Source organism: Sphaerospermopsis torques-reginae ITEP-024 (assembly GCF_019598945.1).
Taxonomy (GTDB): Bacteria; Cyanobacteriota; Cyanobacteriia; order Cyanobacteriales; family Nostocaceae; genus Sphaerospermopsis.
This window is the reverse complement of record NZ_CP080598.1, coordinates 3,807,099-3,830,692: the sequence shown is the minus strand read 5'-3', so window position 1 is coordinate 3,830,692 and position 23,594 is coordinate 3,807,099. Positions and strand designations below refer to the sequence as shown.

The following is a 23,594-nucleotide window of genomic DNA, read 5'->3' as shown; positions in this document are numbered from 1 at the left end:
TAAAAATAGGTTTGGTAAAGATGTGGAAATTAATAACCAAACATATTGGATTGTTTTAGTATTATATTCTGGTGAACATCACCGCTTAACTTATTATGAAACTTCTTTATTTAGTAGTAAGCAAAAAATAGTGGATTATATTTTGTTTTTGAAAGAGAATACATAGGGTTTACTGAAAAAGTCTTGTCGTGGAGAAAGGGAACAGGAAACAGGGAACAGGGAACAGTTTCAAGTATTTATGGACAAAAAATTTTCCCCAAAAATACCCCAAAAAAGAGAGTGGGAGGAGGCATTACCAAGCGCCATTCTCTCCCACTCTACTATTTGCTGCTGAAGCGATTCGGGAATATACACATAACGATTATCGTTAAATTAGGGGGGTAATTTATATAACGATAACGTTTGTACTCAGTGAGTATTCCTATTGCAGCAAACGATCATTTTATTTAATTTTCCAACAAACTTAACAAGAATCAGAAACTAATTTTTTTAATTTTTTAGCAACCGCCTTGTTTTCGTTTGTCTAATTTAATTTAACTTGCTTCTCTAGCTTGTGGTTGCCAATTTGGCATTTTTCTAGCTAGAAATTTAGAAATTTTTGCTCGTTCATTGCTAACACTTGATCAGAGAGACTTTGAACCATACACCTGATAAAAGTTATAGCTAAAAACTAAGATAATGTGAGTAAAGCACTAGGGGGTAATACCCATCATCCGCATTTGTGTTTGGTTTCCGTCGTTTTTAAAACACTTAATTTGTGATTTGATAACTGACTTGTAAATCATTTTACCATGCAAGATTTATTGTTTTGTCTGAGGGGTTTAACCCTTCATTTACAGAGAAACCCGACTGATTTAAGTATGTGAGTAGTGGGGAATATGGATATTATCTAATTTAGGACTTACGCAAGATGGGACTAAAAACCTGATTGTTGCGTAGGGGTAATTCATGAATTACCCCTACTTTCGTTCTGTTTTGTGTCAGTCCTGTAATTGATCAGATTGATGATATACAGCATATTTAATCTGAGTGATATATACATCTTACAGGCAAGATGCCTGTACCACAAGAGTTTTATTATTCCAGGTTGTACCTGATTGATCTGCAATCTGCTGTATGTTATCTAATCAGCGATCGCCCACCGCACATAAGGACGAGAGGCCGTAATAGTTTTGTAGGTAATTTCCTGAGCAGGAGCGTTAATTTTTCGCAAATCTACCCGAAAATAAGCTTTTTTATTTTTAAATTGTACCGTGTAGAATTTATATTCTTGATTGCGAGTTTGACCAACACAGGAAGCGTAGTTACTGCGTAAAGGTGCAACAAATTCTACAAATTGCTGATTATTAGAAGCAACTAATTTAACTGAATCTGCAAAAGCTTTAGTATCTGCAATTACTGTATGTTCTGCACCTCCTTCATAGGGTAGAGTTATCCACCATAAACCAACTGTTTGCGGACAAGTACCGCTGGTGCGTTGTACATTGAGTTTAACATTAGGTTCAGCTATTGGACCGGGTGTGGTTTGTGCTGAAATTGGATGAGAAACTGTTGCTGCTGCTAATAAAGAAGCAACAATCACAGCAAGTTTTTTAGGTTGTAATATATTTTTCATCTGCTTTGTTACTGGCTTATAATTATCTAGACGGAGTATTTCAATCATTTGTGTCTGGAATGTTTAATGTTTAATTTTTAATGTTTAATTTCCTTGCTATCGTGTGTTCAGTTACAGTTCTATTTAGAGAAATCAGGCAAAAATAGAGATTCATACAGAGTATTACAGGTAAATGAAGTAAACAAGCCAGTGAAAAATATTTACATCAAAAAATTTTACTCCTGACTGCTGTAAGGGCGTTCGCGAAGCGTGCTGGAAGCATCAGTATTTGGGCGATAAATTATCAATTTTTATCACAGGTTATTTTCCGAATGCTTCGCCCCTACGACTCCTGAATTATTACAATTATGCTGCTGTTTCATGAAACCTCGAATTATTGTTTGTGGCTTAGGACGGACTGGATATAAAATCTTTCGTTTGCTGAGACAACAGGGTGCTTTAGTTGTTGGTATTCATCGCAGACCCATAGCTGGTGAAGCAACGGGAGATGTAATTATTGGTGAATTTTGTGCAGCTTCTACCCTGCAAGCAGCAGGAATTGACCAGGCACATACTTTAGTGATTGCTACTGCTGATGATGCGGTAAATTTGTCAGTGATGATGCAAGCGCGGGTATTAAATCCCAATATTCGCATTATCAACCGTTTTTATAATACTAATTTAGGTGAACGTTTAGATCACACTCTTATAGATCATTTAAGTATGAGTGTTGTGGGGTTGGCTGCACCAGTATTTACATTTGCAGCTTTAGGAAATAAAGCCATAGGACAAATCAAATTATTTGAGCAAACTTGGCCAATTCAAGAAGAATATATTAATGAAAATCATCCTTGGCGCGGGCAAAAAATCAGTGATTTGTGGGAAGATAAATCACGGATGCTGATTTATTATTTACCCGTAATTGGGAAGATGAATTTAGTGTCAGCGGTGTTAGCAGAACAACATTTAAAAGTAGGCGATCGCCTCATTATTGGTACTCAACCCCGCATCAATCACACCCGCAAATCATGGGCAAGAAAACTGATTAAAATTTTCACCAGTATTCGCCATTTTCAAAAACACGCCAAATCAGTAATAGCAATGGCTATAGCATTAGTAGTCATTATTTTGATCGCCACTTTTACCTATGTTTATGCTAAATTAAATATTTCCTTTGTTGATGCCTTATATTTTGCTGTGGGCATGATTACTGGTGCTGGTGGTAATGATAAAGTTGTAGAAGAAGCACCAAATAATATTAAATTATTTACCATTTTTATGATGTTGGCAGGAGCAATAGTTTTTGGTATTTGGTATGCTATGCTAACGGATTTTGTCTTAGGAACTCGTCTCAAACAATTTTGGGATGCTGCCAGAATTCCCCAACGTCATCATTATATTGTTTGTGGTTTAAGTGGCATTGGCATTAAAATTGTGCAACAACTTCATACAAGTGGACATGAAGTAGTAGTAATTGAAACAGATGCTAATAATAGATATGTCAACACTGCTAGGGGAATGGGTATTCCTGTAATTTTGGCAGATGCGAGTTTTCGCACAACTTTACAAACCAGTAATATAGATACCGCGTCCGCAGTTTTAGCTGTTACTAATAACGATGCTATTAATTTAGAAATTGCCCTCAAAGCCAAAAGTTTAATATCAAGAATTCCAGTAATTGTTCACTATGCTGATCCTGATTTTGCCAGGATAGCACAACAGGTATTTGATTTTGAAGCTGTATTAAGTCCCGCAGAATTAGCTGCACCGGCTTTTGCTGCTGCTGCTTTGGGAGGGAGAATTATTGGTAATGGAATTATAGGTGATAATTTATGGGTGGCTTTTGCAACTTTGATTACTCCTAACCATCCTTTTTGTGGTCAATGGGTGAAAGATGTAGCTAGATATGCGGATTTTGTACCTTTATATGTAGAGACAAATCACCAAACTTTACACGGTTGGGATTTATTAGAAACTAATTTAAGTGCGGGTGATATTTTGTATTTAACAATTCCTGCAAATCGGTTATATCAATTATGGCGTGAAGAACAGGAAATAGCAGGTTAGACTGGACGAGGTGACAGTTGACAGGTGACAGGTGACAGGTGACAGTGAATAGAGTGAAGGGATAATCAATAATTATCTGTTCCCTGTTCCCTGTTCCCTGTTCCCTGTTCCCTCTTTAAGGACAGGTAATATTACAAGCTAATCACACCATAATAGGAGAGAATTACATAAACTATGAATGCAAAAAAGACGAGATGTTCTATGAAAAAAAGAGGTGATGACATCAATAAAGAAACTGGATTATAAGGAGGTTTGTGCTGCTTCCACCAATGTCCTACAGGTGCTTTAGCTTGGAAATATCCAAAGTCCTCTAGTTGTTGACGATGGTATTGATCATAACGAGGAAATTGGCTAAAAGGTAACTCTCCTATACTATGTTGTGCAATAATTCTTCGACGTTGATAGGGAACTGTATTATCACCAAAATTACTTTGATACTCCTCACTATTTAGCAGTGCATCAATGAAACCTTGTAAACCCTTAGTCCCAATCACAATAGACCAGGCCATTGTTTCTTGTTTACTGTAAACATTCCTGCCCAAAACTCGTTGTATACACATTTCCACGAATCTATAATTGTTATTCGCGTTGTAGTTACGTAAGCGGAATGTTTCCGATAATAACAATCCTCTAATAAAATCCCGAGCAGTAATACTTTTGTGTTTTAATTGGGATTCTAGAGCTAATTGACGGTTGCTAACTAAAATTTGTTGTTCGTTGAATATTTGACGATAAGCAGCCCAAATTAACTGATCAATTTCTGCGGTGTCAGGTGTTCCTTCTGTGGTGTAAATTCTTGGATATTCTTCTCCAGGAATTTCAAAACTTTTAACTCTTTGGTTTTGGCTGGATGGAGCGTATTTTAGTAGAGGAATAGTCATGGGGATCCTGTTTAAGTTGTAAAAATGATGTTTTCAGGATTTACGCAATAACTTTGATTTCTAACGTTAGTTGGTATATCTGCACTTACCAACTTCTGTTAAATCTAAAAGTTAAAATTCTGATTCAATTTTGAAAATCATTGTCTACTTTTACAACTAAATAATTATTAAGAAATCAAAGATGGCAGAAAAACTTAAATAATGATGAGCATGATTGTCTTCCTAACCACAAAGTAGCATAATATCTAATTTGATGTTCTTCTGTATCTAAATTAGCTGTTTGATTTATCAAGGTGTTAATGATTGATTAAAAAATATAGCCGTAGACAAGGCGATTAGGGGAACATCCCAAATGTGTAAATTTATTTTTATCTATGGAAATAATAATATGCCCCAAGGGTATGATATGATTGAACCGCAAAGGGCGCAAAGGACACAAAGGAAAGAGAGTTTAAGAGATTTTTTAGTGTTGCTGCGGTTATTTTTTCTTTCATTGGGATGCTCCCACGATTAGGACATTAACGAAAAATAAAACTTAAACACTCTAAGGTTTTTAACACTGTCACCTGTCACCTGTCACCTGCTATAAAAAATCCCCTACTTTTGGCAGCAGTCGGGGATTTAATATTTTTGAATTTATGGTTAATTTATGTGAACAATGTGAACACATTTAAAACAAATTTAATCAGAAATGCCAGCATCTCGCAGACGTTTTTCTAATTCTTCAAGGCGTTTTAAGGCGGCTTCTTTAGCAAGTCGTTCTTGTTGCACTAACTCAGAACCCCAAAGTAACAAATTACCATCTTGATCCCACCAGCGTAACCAGTAACCTTGACGGTTTTCGCGCTTTCCTTGCCATACACCTATAAATAGTTCCATTTCTGCTAACCAATAACGGTTATTATCATCAAGGGAACGTAATTTATAAGATCCGGTTTCCTGCAAATTATGTACTTCTAATTCTCCGGTTTCTGGTTGAAAAATGATGTAGTTAGGAACTTGTAAAACTTGTTCATAAAAAAACCATTTTCCTGGGGGATAGGTGCGTTTACTGGAATATTCACTTCCTTCTGTATCGGAAAGAAATTCCATGACCACTGTAGGAATTTGTCCTTGTTTATGGGGGGTGTAACTGCGCTGAATTTGCTCTCTAGGTACGGTAATTTGCGGCACGTAAGCCCAATCAGGGGCTTTGATGACAAATTTGCCATTTACGGTGGCACAGATGCCATAATTAGTGGTAGCTAAAGCTGTTGCTGGCAGTTTACCAGCGAGTTCTAAACTTTCGGTTAATGCTGCTGCTAGACTGGGTTGATTGACATTATCCACAGGTTCATCGTCTAAAATGAAGTCTTCGGGTAGGAGTTCCCAGGTAATATTGGTGGTGGAAGCACTTACAACCATAGGAAACATAAATAAGGGATTAAATTTTAGTATAGCTTGTGATTGATCTGACTGAATTTGAGATTTGAAATTGTGAATTTTGGCGTAAATAATTCAAAATCTCAAATTTAAATAACAGGTAAATAATAGGCGATCGCCTAAAAAATTCTGAAAATAATTACTTCACAAAATAATTACCTCATTACATCCAAACCCAAAGCCACCGCCCCCCACAATGGCGCATCATCTCCCAAAACCGCCCGCACAACTTCAAAATTCACCTCTGGTAATGCGGTTTCCTGGGCTATTTTGCGTACAGTCGCCCAAAAACTATCACCGGCTTTTGTCACTCCACCACCTAATACAAACCTCTGTGGGTTCATTAAGTTAGCAACATTACCAATACCCACTCCCAACGCCCAAGCTGCTTTGTATAATACCGCTTTTGCTAGTTCATCTCCATTTGATGCGGCTACACTGACTATTTGCCCGGTAATTAAGTTTAAATCATTACCTACTAACTGTCTAAGTATATCACCTCTTGTACCTCCCCCAGAATTAGGAGGTTGTTTTTCCAAGAGTTCTTTGGCATTTTGGGCAATATAAGGACCAGATGCGAAACGTTCTACACATCCCCGTTTTCCACATAAGCACACTGGACCTGCGGGATCTACTACTATATGGCCAATTTCTCCGGCCATTCCTCCTGCACCTTGCCAGGGTTTATTGTTGAGTATCCAACCACCGCCTACTCCTGTGCTAATGGTAATGTAAAATAAGCTGTCGTATCCTTGACCTGCACCAAAGCGATGTTCACCAATAGCGGCTACGTTAGCATCATTGTCTATGCTGACTGGGGCGTGATATTCTTCTTCTAGCAAGAGTTTGAGGGGAATGTTTTCCCAACCAGGTACATGATGGGAAAGTCTCACCATACCTGTGTCTGCATCTACTGGTCCACCAAAGCTAACACCAATGGCATCTGGCTTACGTTGATCTAATACATAATCAATGAGCGATCGCATAATTTCTATATCACTTAAAGCATCCGCATTGGCAGGTGAAAGTTTATTTTCATGACGCAACCATTCTCTAGAACCTGCTTCTACTGTCGCTGCTGCTAGTTTAGTTCCACCAAAATCAAGAGCTAATATTAATGCCATAATTGATAATTGATAAGTGGTAATTGGTAATTGGTGATAGAAAAACAGTTTGACTCATTACCGATTAACTATGACTATTCATCATTATCTCATTAATAAAGTTTTGCAATCGTGTATAGTGTGACCCTTTCCAATAAATTTGGGCGCAATTTTCACAACGATGAAATTCATTTATCAATTGATAATTGACAATTGACAATTGATAATTGTTTCATTCAATGTTTAAAACCTCCCCTTTCAAGTGGAAAAAACCAAAAAAAATCCACTTTTTCAATCCTCTTCCTTTCAGGGAGAGGTCATTGTCAATTGTTCATTGTTAATTGTCCATTATTGAAAATATACCGTATCAAAACCCAACAATCTTAAAGATGTGGCTAATTTACCCAAATGAATATCTAGTACAAAACGAATTACACCAGGTAATTTTGGTATCTTGCCTTTTTCCTTGCCACAACGATAAATTTTAATGCCCACCTACTTATTTTTTAATATAACCTCTTGGTTATTTATGTGATTGAAAAATCTAATGAAAAATTTAATGATTATTATATTAAATCATGATTCGCTTGATGTAAGCTAGATATAATGAGAAAAATTAGCAAAAAATAAAGATGTGAGCAATTACTTGCTTTTTTATTTAAATTCTGTTACTGTTGATACATAAACTCAAAAATCAAGCATCACAAGGCTTTCAGCATCTTTGTTTTTGATGAACAGCAAGTACAGCACCACGGGAGAAACAACAGATGAAAACTGCCATAACTTCCTTAAATTCTACCTTTGGGGTGATGACAGGCGCATTTTTACCATACCCGTTGCCATAACTTGCTTTTTTATATTTTTGGTTGTTTGTTGAGAATTTTTAGCATTATGAAGACACTGATTGATACAATAGGACTTGTTGACAGTATATTTTTATGTATACATATAAATATATATACATAAGCAAGTTATTAATAAAATACAAAACATTAAGATTTAAGCGATTTAAACCCAATCAAATAAATAGATGCTGAGTTTTGTAAAGAAAGGATTTATTAACCGGAAAGACTGGAAAAAACCAGAAGCTTATAAAGTGGCAAGATGTCTTAAATTGCTAAATCTATGAACATCAAAAAACACTGAAAGTAGTAGCTAGAGGCACAATTTTACTGTTTATTTATCTTTGTCCATACAACAAATTCTTGGGAAAAAATGATATGAATAAGTTTTTTTGCTCAGACTACTCAAGACAAATAGGAGAAGAAATAATTGGTAGTGCAACCAACTACCAAACTTATATTTTAGTAGAATGTCCTACTCCTTGGATGTCAGAAGCATTTACTTCTAAATGGGTTCCTGATAATTTGCGGGTTTTAGTTTCTGAGGTGCAGCGTAGTAAATTACCGATTAGGTTTTTGTTAATTGCTAATGATGATTCACATAGAGTGAAAGAAACTACATTATTAATTTATCAAAAACAAGAAGGTTTAAGTCATGGCTACTGCAAACAAGAATTTAAATTACCAAATATTGAACAAGTAGCGGGAGTTGTGCGGAAATGGTTATCCGGTGGAAATCCTGATTTTCAAGTAGAAAATAATTTCACCAGAGATATTTTAATTTGTACACATGGTAGCCATGATCAATGTTGTGCGAGATATGGCAACCCTTTTTATTTTCATGCTAAAAATACTATTGCCCAATTGCAATTTGATCATGTAAGAATTTGGAGATCCAGCCATTTTGGCGGACATCGTTTTGCACCGACAGCTATAGATTTACCAGAAGCAAGATATTATGGTGTACTGGATCAAGAATCTTTCAGATCAATTTTAACTCGTACTGGTGATATTCAAATTTTGCATAAAGTTTATCGGGGTTGGGGAATTTTGCCCTATGTATTACAGGTTTTAGAAAGAGAAATGATTTTTAGTCAAGGATGGAATTGGTTTAATAATAAAGTAGCAGGTAAAATTTTAGAGCAAAGCATGGATAATAATACAATGTTAGCAGAGCTAACTTATGAAAATCCTGCTGGTTCTGTTTATACTTATCAGGCTAAACTGGTGAAAGATGCAGTGAAAACTCAAGTTTTAAAGAGTTCTTGTCATGCTACACAAGAATCATTAGTTGTGAAATATGCTGTAGATAATCTTGTTTTGGTTGATAGGAAAGTGGCTAGTTATGCGAATAATTATTAGTGCAAGAAGGTAGAAAGTAGGAGTAAAAAAAGTTTATTTTGGTAGGGGTTGAGCAATGCTCATTGGTGTAAATTTAAGCTAGAAATAGTTTAAGAATTAGCTTCGATATCCGCCCTGAAATCAATTTCCTTGCAGGAGTGGGGTTTTGCGTAGCTGCTAAACCTTTATTTATTGAATCTCAGGATTAAGTATTTTTCCAAAGGTTAATTTTTGAGCAGCCAGGAGTACAGCAGACAGACGAATTTCTGCGAATTTCGCCAAAAACAGGAATAAAGACCAGCAAGTATGTATATTATCTAATAGATAAACTCTTGCTGACGCTATTATGCCACCAGATTACTCCGGTCAAAATCTTCGGGGACGCTCTTTTAAAGGTCAAGACCTGACAGGTGCGAACTTTAGTAAAGCTGATATTAGAGGGGCAAATTTTACCAATGCTATCCTTAAAGATGCTGATTTTACAGGCGCTAAGGCTGGACTACAGCGACGTTGGGTAATTGGTTTGCTCATAGCTACGTTACTAATGTCAGCACTATCAGGGTTTTTCTCAATCATCATTGGTACATTGATAGCATTGATTTTGAATCCCGAAAACTCTGAAAACTTTATTATTGGAATAGTTTCTCTAGTTATAGTAATAGTCTTTTGTATTGTCACTATTTCTAAGGGTTTAACAGCCGCAGCATACGCCGGAGCCATAGTCTTCGCTTTCACCGGAACCATAGCCTTCGCTTTCACCGGAACCGGAGCCGCCCCTATAGCCGTGGCTGTAGCTGGAGTCACATTTGGAACCGCTGCTCTAGCTGGACTTGGAGCCTTCGTCGGAGCCGGAACCAGAGCCGAAGCCGCCGCTATAGCTGGAGCCTTTATCGGAGCCACAATTGGCTTCCTAGTTGTAGTTGTAATCGGAGCTAGAACCCTAGCAGTGGTTGTAGGTGGAGCCGTAGCTATAGTTTTACTTCTTTTTATTGCTTATATAAGCTGCCTTAGTTTTACTGGGGATGAAAGATATGCTTTGATTGGCTCATTTGCCATTGCCTTCGCTGCAACAGGTGGTACGAGTTTTCGTGGTGCTGATTTAACTGATGCTGATTTTACTGGTGCAACTCTAAAAAACACGGATTTCAGAAAAGCCAATCTAACGCGCACTCGTTTTTATAAAGCCAAAAAACTTGATTTTGCTAGACCAGGTAATACTATACTAGCTAACCCCGCAGTTCTCAACTTGCTTGTTACTCTCAATGGTAGAAATAAATCTTATGTTGGTGCAAACCTCAGAGGTGCAAACTTGATAGATGCAGATTTGAAAAATGCTAATTTGAAAGATGCTGATATTGTTGAAGCCACTTTTAAAGGCGCTTGTTTAGAATGGGCTAACCTGTCTCTTACTCAAGCGGTTGGTACTAATTTCACCAATGCTCAAATGACTGGTGCTTGTGTGGAAGCTTGGAATATTGAAAGTACGACTATATTAGATAATGTTGATTGTCGTTTTGTCTATCTTTTAGAAAATCCCAAACCAGGAACAGATGACCGTGAACGTCGTCCCAGTAGTGGGGAATTTCAACCAGGAGAATTTACCAAATTATTTGAAGAAGTTTTAAATACTGTTGATTTAATTTTCCGTAATGGTATTGACTGGAAAGCTTTTGTTAATGCTTTTGGCAAGGTGCAGAACCAAAATCAAGATACTGAACTATCTATCCAGAGTATTGAAAATAAAGGTGATGGGGTAATTGTCGTTAAGGTGAATGCACCTGAAGGCGCTGATAAAGAAAAGATTCACAGGGATTTTACAGAAAATTATCAATTGGCATTACAAGCTGTAGAAGAAAAATATAAAGCCCTATTACAAGCAAAAGATGAACTTTTAGAAGAGAAAAACAAGCGAATTGAGGATAATAAACAACAATACTCAATTTTGGGTAATATAACTGAGATATTAGCAGATAAACAGATTAATGTTCAACAGCAAATCATACAGGAAATTAAACAGATGACTAACAGTAGTGATTACAGTCGCAATGTCGAAGTATAGATGAATATTAAAGAAGCTACAGGAGTAGCAGGTAAGGTTATGGGAAATCAGATTGTTAATCCCAAGCAAAACCTAGCGGAATCTGCTAGTGAGATTCAACAACTACTCCAAATCCTCAATCAATCCTATCCTGCTGATATACCTACAGATACTCAAGCGGAAATCGAGGTGGCAGTTAAGGGTATCAATAAAAATCCAGAACTAAAGGAACGGGTAATAGGTGCATTAAAAGCGGGTGGCATTGAAGCAATTAAAGAACTTACTGATAATATTTATGTAAATGTTCTCATTGCTGCTTATGATGGATGGAAAAACCCCCAATCATAAACTTTTACCTTTAGTTTCTGGTTTTTTGGGTTTAGGTTAAAAGTACCGATATGATGGGAGGTAGAACCTCCCGGAAAGCATTCCCAGTCTGAGACTGGGGACGAGATAAATTACTCAAAGTCCCCTTTTTAAGGGGGATTTAGGGGGATCTATTTTCTATTCTATTAATAACTACCTGCCAATTCTCTTTCTATTTTCAGCAATGCTTCTACACGGGCTTCTGTAGCAGGATGACTAGAAAACAAATTACCTAAAAATTGCCCAGAAATAGGATGAATAATTAATAATGGTTCAAAGGCAGGATTAGCATTTAAAGGCATTTGTCTAGCGGTTGCTTCTAGTCTTTGTAAAGCCCTAGCTAAAGCGCGGGGATTACCTGTTAATTTGGCAGCACCAGCATCAGCAGAAAATTCTCTAGTGCGGGAAATTGCTAATTGAATAATTGTGGCTGCTATAGGTGCAAGCATGACTGTTACTAGCACTCCCAAAGGATTACCACCTCTTTGATTATCTCTTGAACCACCACCAAACCACAGGCTATAACTTAACATTTGGGCGAGGAAAGATATCGCACCGGCGACAGTAGCAGCAACGGCTTGAGTGAGGGTATCACGATTAATAATGTGGGTGAGTTCGTGGGCAATTACTCCTTCTAATTCTTCCTCTGGTAAGATGTTTAAAATGCCTTCAGTAACGGCAACAGCAGCGTGTTCTGGATCTCTTCCTGTAGCGAAAGCATTAGCAGTTTGACTAGGAACAATGTACACTCCTGGCATGGGAATATTAGCACGGTTTGATAGTCTTTCTACCATGCGATAAAGTCCTGGTGCTTGGGCTTCGCTGACAGGTTGGGCGTTATAAACTGCCAAAGCAATTTTATCAGATTGATACCAAGAAAATAGGTTGGTAACTGCTGCTAATCCAATGCCGATAATTACACCGCTAGTACCACCAATGACCCAATAACTAATGGCAATTAATAAGCCACTAAGGGCAGCTAATAAAGCAGCAGTTTTGAATTGATTTCCCATAGTAGTTTTCTCCTGTTAATGCTTCATAATTTTGTTTAATTTCTACTAAATAATAGCTGTGGGTTAGCTTCAGCAGATTTGAGGTAAATGAGGTAGAAACTTTAGGAACAAAGCCTGATGAAAAGACATTTTCAAAGCTGTTCCCTGTTCCCTGTTCCCTGTTCCCTGGTGTATGTTTTGATTGTATCGAGTTCAACTATGGTGTACAGTGATGAAAACCTCTCCCAGCAGTACGGGTTTCACGCTGTAAATGTAAAATTAAAATTGAGTTTAATTGCTAGGGATAAGATATCATCAATAATCCTTAAATACATCTAGAAACGGTTGATAAGCAAAGACTCGATTACGCTTTTGCCCTGTAATTTCTTTTAGCAAACCTAAGTCACACATTTCTTTTATGAGTGTGTTTGCATTGGGATAAGATAATTGAATTATTTCCTGAACGTTTTCCACAGCAACAATAGGTTTGAAGTAAAGGCTTTCTAGTAGAGTTATTGCTTTTCCTGATTTACGACCCATTGTATTTAACACTAACTGTCGGTGTTCTTCTTTCATACTAACTATTTTTCGAGCAGTTGCAGATGCTTCTTGAGCTACTTCACAAACTCCACGTAAAAAGAATTTAAGCCAACCTTCCCAATTACCAGTATCTCTAACAGCTTGAAGACGATCATAGTATTCTGTACGGTGTTTCTTGAAATAGTAAGAGATATATAATAAAGGTCGTTTGAGTATATTTTGTTCACAAAGCAAAAAAGTAATTAGTAAACGCCCTGTTCTGCCATTACCATCTAGAAAAGGATGAATTGTTTCAAACTGAGCATGAGCTAATCCAATTTTAATCAAAGCCGGTATTGGTGTTGAATCATGGAGGAACTTTTCTAAATTATCCAGTGCTTGATTCATTTCATAAGGAGGAGGAGGAACATAGGTAGCATTGTTTAAAGAACAACCACCAGCACCAATCCAATTTTGAGTACGGCGAAACTCTCCAGGATCTCGCTCAGATCCCCGGACTCCATTCATTAACTTCTTGTGAATTTCTCGGATTAGTCTTAGAGATACAGGTAAATCTGCCAACCTTTCAAGACCATAATTAACAGCTGCTATATAGTTAACTACCTCAGCTACATCTTGAGGATTATCTGGTTCTATTGCTTGAGCTTCAAACTCTAAAACATCCATTAGTGAAGCTTGTGTACCCTCTATCTGACTAGAAAGAACGGCTTCTTTACGAACATACATAAATACAAATAAATCTGGGTTAGGTAAGGCATCCGTAGAACCATCTAGGCGACCTAATGCCAAATCTGCTTGAGATAATATTTGCCACATCTCCTGATCCATATTAATTCCAGGTTCAGGAGGTAATGGATTAGGTATAAAAGCTTTATATTTTCCGGGTTGCTCTATGTAGCGACCGGCTCTAGCAGCGTTGCTCATTATTATCGGTTTCGTTAACACAGCATGATTTATATAGCTATATTATCAGAAAATATCTTTTTTCGTTAATACAGTCATACCGAGCCAAATCTAGGATATAATTATATGCTTTAAAATTTAATTATTAGTGTTGATTTAATGCTGTTTTTTGCTAGACTCATGATTTTAAATTACACTATTTTATATTGTAGGCAGTAAATTTGGGGAAGATATAGCACTCCTATTTGATTATTGAACAAAACTCCGTACACCCAAATCCTCTAAAACCCTATTCCCTATTCCCTATTAAGAGCCTCTACGAAAAATTCATAAATCAAATCGGAACACTATAGGAGATAATTTATCATCTAATTAACTCATCAAAAATTTAAATTAAATATGTTACAAGATCCTAATTTGCGTCAAGCGTTAGCTATTAGTTTTGGGGCGATCGCTGGTGCTTTAAGTCGTTATTATTTAACATTATGGTTTGCATCCAGATTTGGTACAAGTTTTCCCTATGGCACGTTTTTTATTAATGTTAGCGGTTGTTTAGGAATGGGATTTTTTTCAACTTTGGCAGTGGAAAAGGTAGCGATCATTTCTCCAGAATTACGTTTAATGGTGGCTACTGGTTTTTTAGGTGCTTACACAACTTTTTCTACTTATGGTTTAGAATCTCTGGCTTTAATGCGTGGTGGTAATTTATTAACTGCAACTGGTTATTGGTTTGGTAGTGCAATTTTGGGAGTTTTTAGTGTGCAGTTAGGTGTAATTGTTGCTCGGTTTTGTAGGTAATTTATAAAAATTAATTCTGATTACTGTAAGGGTTTAACACTGCTCATTGGTGTCAATTTAAGCTACAGATAGCTTATTTGTTTGGCTTCCGCACCCGCCCAGAAATGATAGCGTAGCGTGGCGTTAGCCATATTTCCGGGCTAATAGCTAAAGTTTACTAAAGTAAACTAAATAATTGCAAAATTTTGTATTTATTTTAGTCATCTTTAGATGACTTTTGCTATGAGACTGGGAATTAATTCCCAGTCGGGTTATGGGTTTTAACGTTAAGTTGACACCTATGAACACTGCTAAACCCCTACTGAATACTTCAATAACCAAAAGTATCTCCAGAAATAGGGAAAGCATAATCTGAAAACAGATGATAACTATTATGTTCTTCACTGGTTTCTTGATCTAAAACTTGAACAACTTGGTTATAAATGTCTTCTGCTTGTTGGGGAGAATCTCCAATACTTGTTAATCCCAATTTACCAAATTGAGAAAGACAACCCATGAGATGAAATACTGTTCCTGTTTCTGTTCCGCTATCAAAATGTAATCTATGATGGGCAATAATATCCATTAAATCATTAGGTAATAATCCCCGATAGCGGTCTTTTTGTAAGTTGTCTGTAGCGACGTAATATTTAGGTTTTCCTTGTTGACTATAAAATAAACCTGTGGACAAGTCATAGCGTCCATTAGTTAATAATTTCAAAGTCATAAAAGGGTGAGTAGTTCCACCTTTGCGGAGGTTAATTTCTATCGCTTGAATATCCCATTTACCATTTCCTTGATCAACAACAACAAAATCAACGCCAAATCTTTCTAATGCTCCTTTTTCTGCTAGTTTTTTACCTACTTGTAAACCTAAAGTTTGTAATTGTACTCGATACTTTTCATCCGCAGGAAACCGACAACCAAGATAAATTTGTCCGTCAGGTCCGCCGAGAATTTGATCATGGGTGGAAAGTATTTCTACTTTTCCATCAGGTGTGATCCGTCCTTGAACACTAGGAGAAAATTTGATTTCACCTTCTATAAATGATTCTACTATTGCACCTAATTCTGGGATTCTTTGAGAGAAATTATCCCAAGTTTCTTGTGTAGCTTGAAAGCGCAAATTTGTAAAGTTACTACTGATTTTTTCTACTCTTTCACTGTGGGAACTTTTCCCTGGTGCAACATCTAGCAATGGACGGAGATCCAAAATTGCATTTCCTTCTCCAGAAATACCTTCATTTAGTTTCACAACCATCCTTTTTAATGTCGGTTGACTTTCCCATAAATTAGCTGCTGCTGTGGCTAAATCTTGGTAGTTCCAAACTAATTTGCTACCTTCTGGATGGGGTACATTGCTTTGATTAAAAATTTCTCTACTCCCGCTTTTTGTCCCCCAAATTTGTAAATCTGGTGCAGCAGCATACAAAGGAACATTCAATTTCAGTGATAATTCTGCTTCCCAAAATGTGGAATTGTAACAAGTCATAAAAGCTTTATCTAACCGCAAAGCTTGACGAATTCTTTCTATCAAACGCGGACGTTCTAAGATTTTTTGACTGAGAGGTTTTAGGGAAGAATCATAAGTAGAAAGTAGTAATAAACGATGACGAGCATGGGAAAATGGTATTCCTGGTAGTAGTTGTAAATAGTAGTCAATGATGCTAGGGTGTAGGGGCATTGATGTTACATAAATTAACCTATTGCGGGGATTTCGCAACCGGATTAAAGAAAATAGTAATCTTTCTTCATAATGTTCACAGCCTTCAATTTTTTGTAGTTCTCGTTGATCGATACTCAAAGAAGGAACAATTAAAATATCCGCTTCACTGTTGTCAAATAATTCGCTAGTTTTCCAGCGATCGCGCAAAGTTAACTGTAAGTTACGAAACTTATCAATCTGCTCTAGCTCGGAAATATTCATTTTTACCATAACCGATACCCCACATTTGTACCAAAATATATCTCTCTTCAGTCTTTCTATCTCAGGTATATCCCAAGGAAGACATGAGATGATGATTGTGTATGTATCTTTTTGTTAATTGAGTAAATAATTTGCAATGGTTATTTGAGTTATGTTCAGTTTAAATATTGTCACCAATGAGTTTTTAAATCTACTGATAAGGTATCAAATCTGTGAAATCACCCATATTCATCATCAGGCAAAATCCATAATTTACAATTAATTCTAACTACATCTTAGGGTTGATAAAATTAACATTTTCTTTATTTCTTGGGAACGATAAACAACCAGGAAATAATAGTTAAATTAAGAGCAGATGTAAAGGATAAATCCTGCATCAACAGAGAGTTGTGTACTTGTTTTCAGTGGTTGGATTAAGAGCGTGTGAGATGTGAGGAGGAAGCTTAAAAATCCGCGCTTATTTGCCATAAATGAGCGCATTTTGCAAATATTAGTTTGCAAATATCCGGGGTATAAAAGTCGGAAATTGCCAAAGACGAGTGGAAGCTTGATAATTGATAATTGACAAATTTTTCATTCCCGGTTTTAAAATTCTCTGTTTTTTCACTTCCAGGGAAGGAATGAGAGGTAATTATCAATTTTCTATTGTTAATTGTCCATTTTGTTAATTGTCCATTGTTGAATCACTCATCCCTAGATCCTTGACTTCTTTGAGAGGTTGGGGATCTATATTCTCTATATTCTGCCATTAGAGGGATGACTGAAGCTGTCATGATTGATAATCTATCTAGGGAAAATTGTATAATCAATAATAACTAAATATATGGTATCGCCAACACAATTACATGGTACAGAATTAGTAGATTGTGCTAGAGCAAATGCTAAACAAGGCATTAAAATAGCTGCTTATCAATGTGGCTATGGTGATGATATTAAAACATTTGCTGAAGAATTACGTATAGCTTGTGAACTGATGAATTTAAAAGTTAAAGAACTTAATGAACTGATTACCGACCAGGATATGATTTTAAAAATGGGTACTGGGGAAATAATTGCTCCTGAAACGGAATCAGAACTTTAAAAAAGTCAGGAGTCAGAAGTCAGAATAATTTTAATAATAGGAAAAAAATAGACGCTCCTGATTAAATTTTTACCCATCAAGAAAACTTAGTTAAAAATTTCAAAAGTCTTTTAGTTCTGGGTGTTAGTAGTGTACGACGATAAGCGTCTGCTGCTTTTTTAATTGCTTCCGCTTGAGTGGGGTAAGGATGAATTACATTAGTTAATTTACTTAAACCAATTTTATTCACAATAGCGGTGGTAAGTTCTGAAATCATTTCTCCTGCATGACTCGCAACAATGGTTGCACCGATAATTTCATCAGTTCCTTTTTTGTGGTAAATCTTTAAAAATCCCAATTCTTCACTATCAGTTATTGCTCGATCTACATGATTAAAATCAATTTTAATTGTCGCCACTTCTAAACCCATTTTTTCCGCTGCTTCTGCATACATTCCCACATGGGCAATTTCTGGATCAGTATATGTCACCCAAGGTATTACTAATTTACTGAGTTGAGAACGTCCTAAACCAAAAGGTGAAAAAAGCGTATTTTTAATAACTATTCTAGCAGCAGCATCTGCCGCATGAGTAAATTTCCAATTCATACATATATCACCTGCTGCATAAATATTAGGGTTGGTAGTTTGTAGATAATCATTTATTTTCACACCATGCTTTTTGTCATACTCTACACCCACCGCTTCCAAATTCAAACCTTCCACATTTGGCGCTCTTCCTGCACCTACTAAAATTTCATTAACAGTTACAGAATCTCGATTTCCATTAGCTGAAAAATACAGCCGTTTGCCTTCCGTTACTGTCACCACTTCTTCTAACTGACAATTTAAAACTAATCTAATTCCTTCATCACTAAAAACTTTTTGTAAAATTTCCGCTGCTTCCCGATCTTCTTTATTTAAAATATGCGAACCTTTATGAAATAACGTCACTTCACAACCTAAACGCCGGAAAGCTTGCGCCAATTCACAACCAATAAGACCGCCACCAATTACCGCTAATTTATCAGGTTTTTGAATCATAGAAAATACATTTTCATTAGTTAAAAATCCTGCCTCTTCAATACCTCTAATTTCCGGTTTTACTGCTCTTGCACCTGTGGCAATTACCGCTTTTTTAAACTTGAGAATTTGTCCATCAACTGCTATAGTATTATTACTAGCAAATTTACCACTTCCTAAAAAAACATCTACTCCTAAATTTTTGAATCTTGCTGCTGAATCATGATGACTAATACCTGCTCTAATTTTACGTAATCTAGCCATAACTGTGGCAAAATCAACATCATAATTTTGGGAAATATTCACACCTAAATTTTTAGCTTTGCCAATTTCACCAACCACACGAGAAGAACGAATTAAAGCTTTCGATGGTACACAACCAACATTTAAACAATCTCCACCCATGAGATGTTTTTCAATTAATGCTACTTTTAAACCCAAACCTAAACCCGCAGCACCCGCAGCAACAACCAAACCCGCAGTACCCGCACCAATTACTACTAAATCATAACATTCCGCAGGTTGGGGATTGACCCAATTTTCTGGATGTACATTAGCTACCAATCTTTGATTATATTCATCCATTGGTAAAACTGTGATTCTTTCAAATTCTGAATTAGACATTAATATTGCCTCTAAAAATGTAGTATAAATTATCTTGTGATTGTCGTTTTAATTTAATCCGGTGTTGTATTTACAATACATATAGTCTTCAGAAAATTTTGTGAGTTTTGTATTTAACATTTTTGAAAAAATTATCAATTATCAATTATCAATTATTTCTAAAGCTTTTTTAGCTATCTTAGTTACATAAATTGTGACAGCAACAGTGGCAATAAAACCCACAATTCTAATAATCCATGTGAAAGTAGAATTAGTAGGTTGATTTTCCGTACCAATTAAAGCCAAATTACCAGCCAAAGAACCAATATAAACATACATAATTGTACCAGGAATCATCCCCACACAACCAAGAAAATAATCTTTAAGAGAAACAGCAGTAACTCCAAAAGCATAGTTTAATAAATTGAAAGGAAATATCGGAGAAAGTCGCGTTAACAACACTATTTTTAAACCTTCTCTTCCTACAGCTTTATCAATAGCAGCAAATTTTTTATTATCTGCAATTTTTTTAATTACCCAATTTCTCGTTAAATAACGCCCTATCAAAAATGCTGCTGTTGCACCTAAAGTAGCACCGATAAATACATAAACCGAACCCCAAAAAACATCAAATAAAACACCCGCACCTAAAGTTAAAATCGAACCTGGTAAAAAAGCAACAGTCGCCACAATATAGATAGCAATAAAAGCTATTGCTCCCACTGTACCAAGACTATCAATCCATTGTAAAGCATCTTTTAAAATAGCTTGGGGATTGACAGCAGATATATTCACATTTTCCTGTGCAAAAACTACATCTGGTTGCAATATCAAAACAATAGTCAGTGCTAACAAATTTAATGCAACAGGTTTTAAAAATTGATACATAAAATTTCTTTCAGTTTCTTTCATTTTTTTGATTTATTAGCCAGTAACTTTGAGTATATTAACTGTTATAATTATACAATAAATATTAAAAATTAGCAAGAAAAACTACATATATTTTTTAGGGTTTTAGCACTGCCATAGCGATATCAATTGATAATTGTTTTATTCAAAGTTTAAAACCTCCCCTTTCAAGGTTAAAAAAGCAAAATATTCCGCTTTTTCAATCCTTTTGCTTTAACTGGAGAGGTAATTATCAATTAATAATGGACAATTGTTAATTGTCCATTATTTCAGTTTTTTGTGTCTCTTTTTGACTACTTATGGCTGAATGCTAACACTTTTTTTCACTTCTTTACCAAAATATATGCAGTAGCATATTCTGGTAATTTGCGGATATACCGCCTAAATTCTGCCTGATTTTTAAAAATACCTGCCAGGTAATCTAATTGATGTAAATTGGGTAAAAATGCGCCACCTGTATCTGCTATTACCCCCATTTGTAGGCGCTTACTTCCACCTTGATTATACTCCATCATAATAACTCTTCCCAAGCCAATGTTTAGCACATCTCCCGCAAAAGTTACACCAGGTTTAATGGAAATTTTCGCATCAATCTTATATCCATAACCTTTAATTGCATCAACTTGTCGAAAATACCAATAACGCTTTTGTGCTGTGGCTTTTAATCCTCTAACATAAGAAATTCCATTGTTTCTGTCTACATTAAAAAATGCCTTTGTTCCATCTGTAAAATTAATCAAAATTGTTCCCTGCATTAATGCTTCTTCTAAACCTTCACGGGTGAGATATGCCAAAGGTTTGACTTTACCAAATTCTTTACCACCTGGTTCATAAATCCCCGACAAAACATCTTGTTTTGTATATTTTGTGTAGAATTTATCACCAGCTAAATCGTCTTTTAAGCTATAAATTGGGATATTATATTTAGCTGTTTTGGTATGAGAACCAGTATGAGTAAAAACAGCATATTTGGTAATTCTCAGTTGTTTTTGTCCGGGTTTTTCGGGATTATAAGCTGACCATTTAATCACACGAAAATTAGCATTGATAAAATTAGGATCTTGTAACCGAGTCGGGCGATTCTTGCTAATATCCTCCTCTAAAACAGTAATCATAAAATCCAATGTTTTGATCACTTCTTCAACTGTAACTCCTTGACTTAATAACAGTCCATTGCGGGAAATATTTGGATCTTGCTCTTTGTAAGTTTGAAAATATTTTCTCGTATTAATGAGAACAGTTAATAAATCATTTTGATTGAAATTCACCTTAGCTGTTGGTAATTTCACAGGTTTTAAAATGTGTTGACCATTAACACTATATTTATATTTTCGCCATTCATCAATGACAGAATAAAATATAGATTTATCTTGTTTATTAGGTTGATTTTGTGTAGTTGGTTGTTGTGATATTAGTTGCTGAGTTTCTGACTGTGCATATAGATATTGATGAGTGGAAATGACCAGAAAAAAAGCAACAATACCTGCTAAAAGTTGGAATTTACGATTGAATAAGAGATTCATAAGTCTAAGTCGGGAACTACACTTCTAAATTGATTTTTATCCTAGAGTTAATGCTGAATATTAACATTCAACTGTATGAATAATCACTTTTTTTTCAAAAACAAAGCAATTATTAACCTCAATTATTAGCAGAAAACTGGAGTTTATGCACTAAATCTTTTTATGTATTCATGAAAAATTTTTGGGATCTTGACAAAATGACTAAGATCACCAAACTCAGATCATCAAGATCCCCGACTTCTTGAAGAAGTCGGGGATCTTGACTCATGATTTATAAATTATTCATCCATTTCTTTTAATGTTGCTAATGCTGAAGGTGACAAGCGACTCAAATAACGGAATATCCAGTATTTAAATATAGTATTTAATATGACTGGAAATGTCGCAATAAACAAAAATATCGCGTTTCTACTTGCTGGTAAACCTAAATGTTGAGCAACACCTTCTAAAAGAACTTCCCAACCATGTGGAGAGTGGAAACCAACGAATATATCTGTAATTAAAATAATTAAAAATGCTTTAGCACTGTCACTTAAACCGTAGACTATTTTATCTAGAAGTGACTGAATAAAAACAATATCTTTTTTGCTCAAAGCAATAACCATAGCAAAAGAAATTAGTGATATCACATCAGCAAATACATTACTAATAGCACTGCTACTCTGATAGCGAAACTCTTCTGATATTTCGATGGCTTTGTTTTTTACTTCAGCTTTAATTTCTTCTTGTGAAAGTTCTGGTGCTTGACGCAGTAGTCTTTCAAATTGCAATTTTTTCTCAAAAACCTTTAATTCATTCAGTGCTTTTTCCTCCATTTCTAAATTCAAAAAAATTGTCGGTGTATTTTCACTCTGAAAATGCTGTAATATCGGTTTTAATAATAATTGTTTAGAAAAATGTTGCGTTAAAAGTGGTATAATAATTAGCAGTAATAAAAATCTCACCGCTCTCCTTGTTCTCGTTCTAGAAGTTCGATAATTTCTAACAAACTCTTCTTCTGCTGTTGGTGTAAAATCCTTGGCAATTTTATTAAATGTTCTACCAATTGAACGGGGCAATACACCTTTCTTTTGAGTTGCAGATGGTTCTTTCATAATCTCAGCTTCTTCTGAATCTGCCTGATTGGTAACAGTTTCAATTTCAAGATTAATGCTTAACGTTTCTGTAATTGCTTCTTCTTGTGTGCTATACTTAGAGATAATTTCATCAATAAAATTGAGCTTTTCTACTAAGTTGGAATCGGCAGTATCAGCAAAGGTAAAACCTAATTTAAATTCTGCTAGTCTCACTTTGATAATAGCCAAATTTCTATTTAAATCTCCTCGCCAAAAAGCCATCACGTTTTCACTATAATTACCTGATTCGGGAGAAATTTTTTTACCGCCAAATTGCTCTATTTCTATCTTTTGAATAGCTTGAGCAGCTTGATAAGCTTCTAGTATAGCTCTTTCTGGAGTTGTGAAAAACCAATGATTAAATGAATCCCAGGATGCTATAATTTTTTGGCTGATTAATCTGGTGTTACGACTAAAAAATGATCCTTTCATTGCTGATTATTTACAGGTTTTACAATTATATATTTTAAGTCAAATTGTCTACGCTAGGCTACTGAATCAAAGAAAATAATTACAAACTGCTTTTTAAATTATTTGCATAAATAACTTCTAAAAGCCAAAAAATCAAAC

Annotated in this window: 18 protein-coding genes and 1 pseudogene; 6 read left to right on the top strand and 13 right to left on the bottom strand. The window is 35.6% G+C overall.

The window, feature by feature from the left end; translation table 11 throughout:
- Positions 1 to 1,123: 1,123 nt before the first annotated feature.
- Entirely contained in the window at positions 1,124 to 1,615 is a 492-nt protein-coding gene (locus K2F26_RS17825) for a hypothetical protein (protein WP_220608864.1), read from the bottom strand.
- Positions 1,616 to 1,975: 360 nt separating this feature from the next.
- On the opposite strand from K2F26_RS17825, the gene K2F26_RS17820 reads away from it, so the two are divergent.
- Positions 1,976 to 3,661, top strand: a complete 1,686-nt coding sequence (locus K2F26_RS17820; RefSeq protein WP_220608863.1) for a potassium channel family protein — start codon at positions 1,976 to 1,978, stop codon at positions 3,659 to 3,661.
- Positions 3,662 to 3,792: 131 nt separating this feature from the next.
- Here the strand turns inward: K2F26_RS17820 and K2F26_RS17815 are convergent, their stop codons facing one another.
- The 5 genes and pseudogenes from K2F26_RS17815 to K2F26_RS17795 all read right to left on the bottom strand — a co-directional run.
- Positions 3,793 to 4,542, bottom strand: a complete 750-nt coding sequence (locus K2F26_RS17815) for a phycobilisome rod-core linker polypeptide (protein WP_220608862.1) — start codon at positions 4,540 to 4,542, stop codon at positions 3,793 to 3,795.
- 681 nt (positions 4,543 to 5,223) lie between these two features.
- On the bottom strand, positions 5,224 to 5,946 hold the full coding sequence (locus tag K2F26_RS17810; RefSeq protein WP_220611932.1) for a Uma2 family endonuclease: 723 nt from the start codon (positions 5,944 to 5,946) through the stop codon (positions 5,224 to 5,226).
- Positions 5,947 to 6,119: 173 nt separating this feature from the next.
- Positions 6,120 to 7,088, bottom strand: a complete 969-nt coding sequence (locus K2F26_RS17805) for an ROK family protein (RefSeq protein WP_220608861.1) — start codon at positions 7,086 to 7,088, stop codon at positions 6,120 to 6,122.
- A 64-nt stretch (positions 7,089 to 7,152) separates the two neighbouring features.
- Positions 7,153 to 7,266: a Mut7-C RNAse domain-containing protein gene (locus tag K2F26_RS17800; RefSeq protein WP_437441059.1), complete on the bottom strand. Its 114-nt coding sequence runs from the start codon at positions 7,264 to 7,266 to the stop codon at positions 7,153 to 7,155.
- 157 nt (positions 7,267 to 7,423) lie between these two features.
- Positions 7,424 to 7,517 (bottom strand): annotated as a pseudogene (locus K2F26_RS17795) (Mut7-C RNAse domain-containing protein); the annotation flags it as partial.
- A gap of 770 nt (positions 7,518 to 8,287) precedes the next feature.
- Between K2F26_RS17795 and K2F26_RS17790 the strand changes: the two are divergent.
- From K2F26_RS17790 to K2F26_RS17780, 3 genes are all read left to right on the top strand, one after another.
- Positions 8,288 to 9,271, top strand: coding sequence for a ferredoxin family protein (locus tag K2F26_RS17790; protein WP_220608860.1), 984 nt, complete (start codon positions 8,288 to 8,290; stop codon positions 9,269 to 9,271).
- Positions 9,272 to 9,596: 325 nt separating this feature from the next.
- On the top strand, positions 9,597 to 11,309 hold the full coding sequence (locus K2F26_RS17785) for a pentapeptide repeat-containing protein (protein WP_220608859.1): 1,713 nt from the start codon (positions 9,597 to 9,599) through the stop codon (positions 11,307 to 11,309).
- Complete coding sequence (locus K2F26_RS17780; RefSeq protein ID WP_220608858.1) at positions 11,310 to 11,636, top strand: hypothetical protein; 327 nt, start codon at positions 11,310 to 11,312, stop codon at positions 11,634 to 11,636. It abuts the gene before it with no gap.
- Positions 11,637 to 11,800: 164 nt separating this feature from the next.
- On the opposite strand, the gene K2F26_RS17775 is transcribed toward K2F26_RS17780, so the two are convergent.
- Both K2F26_RS17775 and K2F26_RS17770 read right to left on the bottom strand, forming a co-directional pair.
- Positions 11,801 to 12,667, bottom strand: coding sequence for a zinc metalloprotease HtpX (locus K2F26_RS17775; protein WP_220608857.1), 867 nt, complete (start codon positions 12,665 to 12,667; stop codon positions 11,801 to 11,803).
- A 294-nt stretch (positions 12,668 to 12,961) separates the two neighbouring features.
- Positions 12,962 to 14,110 carry a Fic family protein gene (locus K2F26_RS17770; protein WP_246605409.1) on the bottom strand — a complete coding sequence of 383 codons (1,149 nt, stop codon included), beginning with the start codon at positions 14,108 to 14,110 and terminating at the stop codon, positions 12,962 to 12,964.
- A 378-nt stretch (positions 14,111 to 14,488) separates the two neighbouring features.
- Between K2F26_RS17770 and crcB the strand changes: the two genes are divergently transcribed.
- Positions 14,489 to 14,887: a fluoride efflux transporter CrcB gene (crcB, locus tag K2F26_RS17765; RefSeq protein ID WP_220608856.1), complete on the top strand. Its 399-nt coding sequence runs from the start codon at positions 14,489 to 14,491 to the stop codon at positions 14,885 to 14,887.
- Between the two features lie 310 nt (positions 14,888 to 15,197).
- On the opposite strand, the gene K2F26_RS17760 is transcribed toward crcB, so the two are convergent.
- Positions 15,198 to 16,802, bottom strand: coding sequence for a peptide ligase PGM1-related protein (locus K2F26_RS17760; protein WP_220608855.1), 1,605 nt, complete (start codon positions 16,800 to 16,802; stop codon positions 15,198 to 15,200).
- Between the two features lie 814 nt (positions 16,803 to 17,616).
- Here K2F26_RS17760 and K2F26_RS17755 point away from each other — a divergent pair.
- Complete coding sequence (locus K2F26_RS17755; protein WP_220608854.1) at positions 17,617 to 17,874, top strand: hypothetical protein; 258 nt, start codon at positions 17,617 to 17,619, stop codon at positions 17,872 to 17,874.
- Between the two features lie 76 nt (positions 17,875 to 17,950).
- On the opposite strand, the gene K2F26_RS17750 is transcribed toward K2F26_RS17755, so the two are convergent.
- The 4 genes from K2F26_RS17750 to K2F26_RS17735 form a co-directional block, all read right to left on the bottom strand.
- Positions 17,951 to 19,498, bottom strand: coding sequence for a mercuric reductase (locus K2F26_RS17750; protein ID WP_220608853.1), 1,548 nt, complete (start codon positions 19,496 to 19,498; stop codon positions 17,951 to 17,953).
- Between the two features lie 141 nt (positions 19,499 to 19,639).
- Positions 19,640 to 20,389, bottom strand: a complete 750-nt coding sequence (locus K2F26_RS17745) for a TVP38/TMEM64 family protein (protein ID WP_220608852.1) — start codon at positions 20,387 to 20,389, stop codon at positions 19,640 to 19,642.
- A 320-nt stretch (positions 20,390 to 20,709) separates the two neighbouring features.
- Positions 20,710 to 21,909 carry a hypothetical protein gene (locus K2F26_RS17740; RefSeq protein ID WP_220608851.1) on the bottom strand — a complete coding sequence of 400 codons (1,200 nt, stop codon included), beginning with the start codon at positions 21,907 to 21,909 and terminating at the stop codon, positions 20,710 to 20,712.
- 278 nt (positions 21,910 to 22,187) lie between these two features.
- Positions 22,188 to 23,456: a proton extrusion protein PcxA gene (locus K2F26_RS17735; RefSeq protein ID WP_220608850.1), complete on the bottom strand. Its 1,269-nt coding sequence runs from the start codon at positions 23,454 to 23,456 to the stop codon at positions 22,188 to 22,190.
- Positions 23,457 to 23,594: the final 138 nt, after the last annotated feature.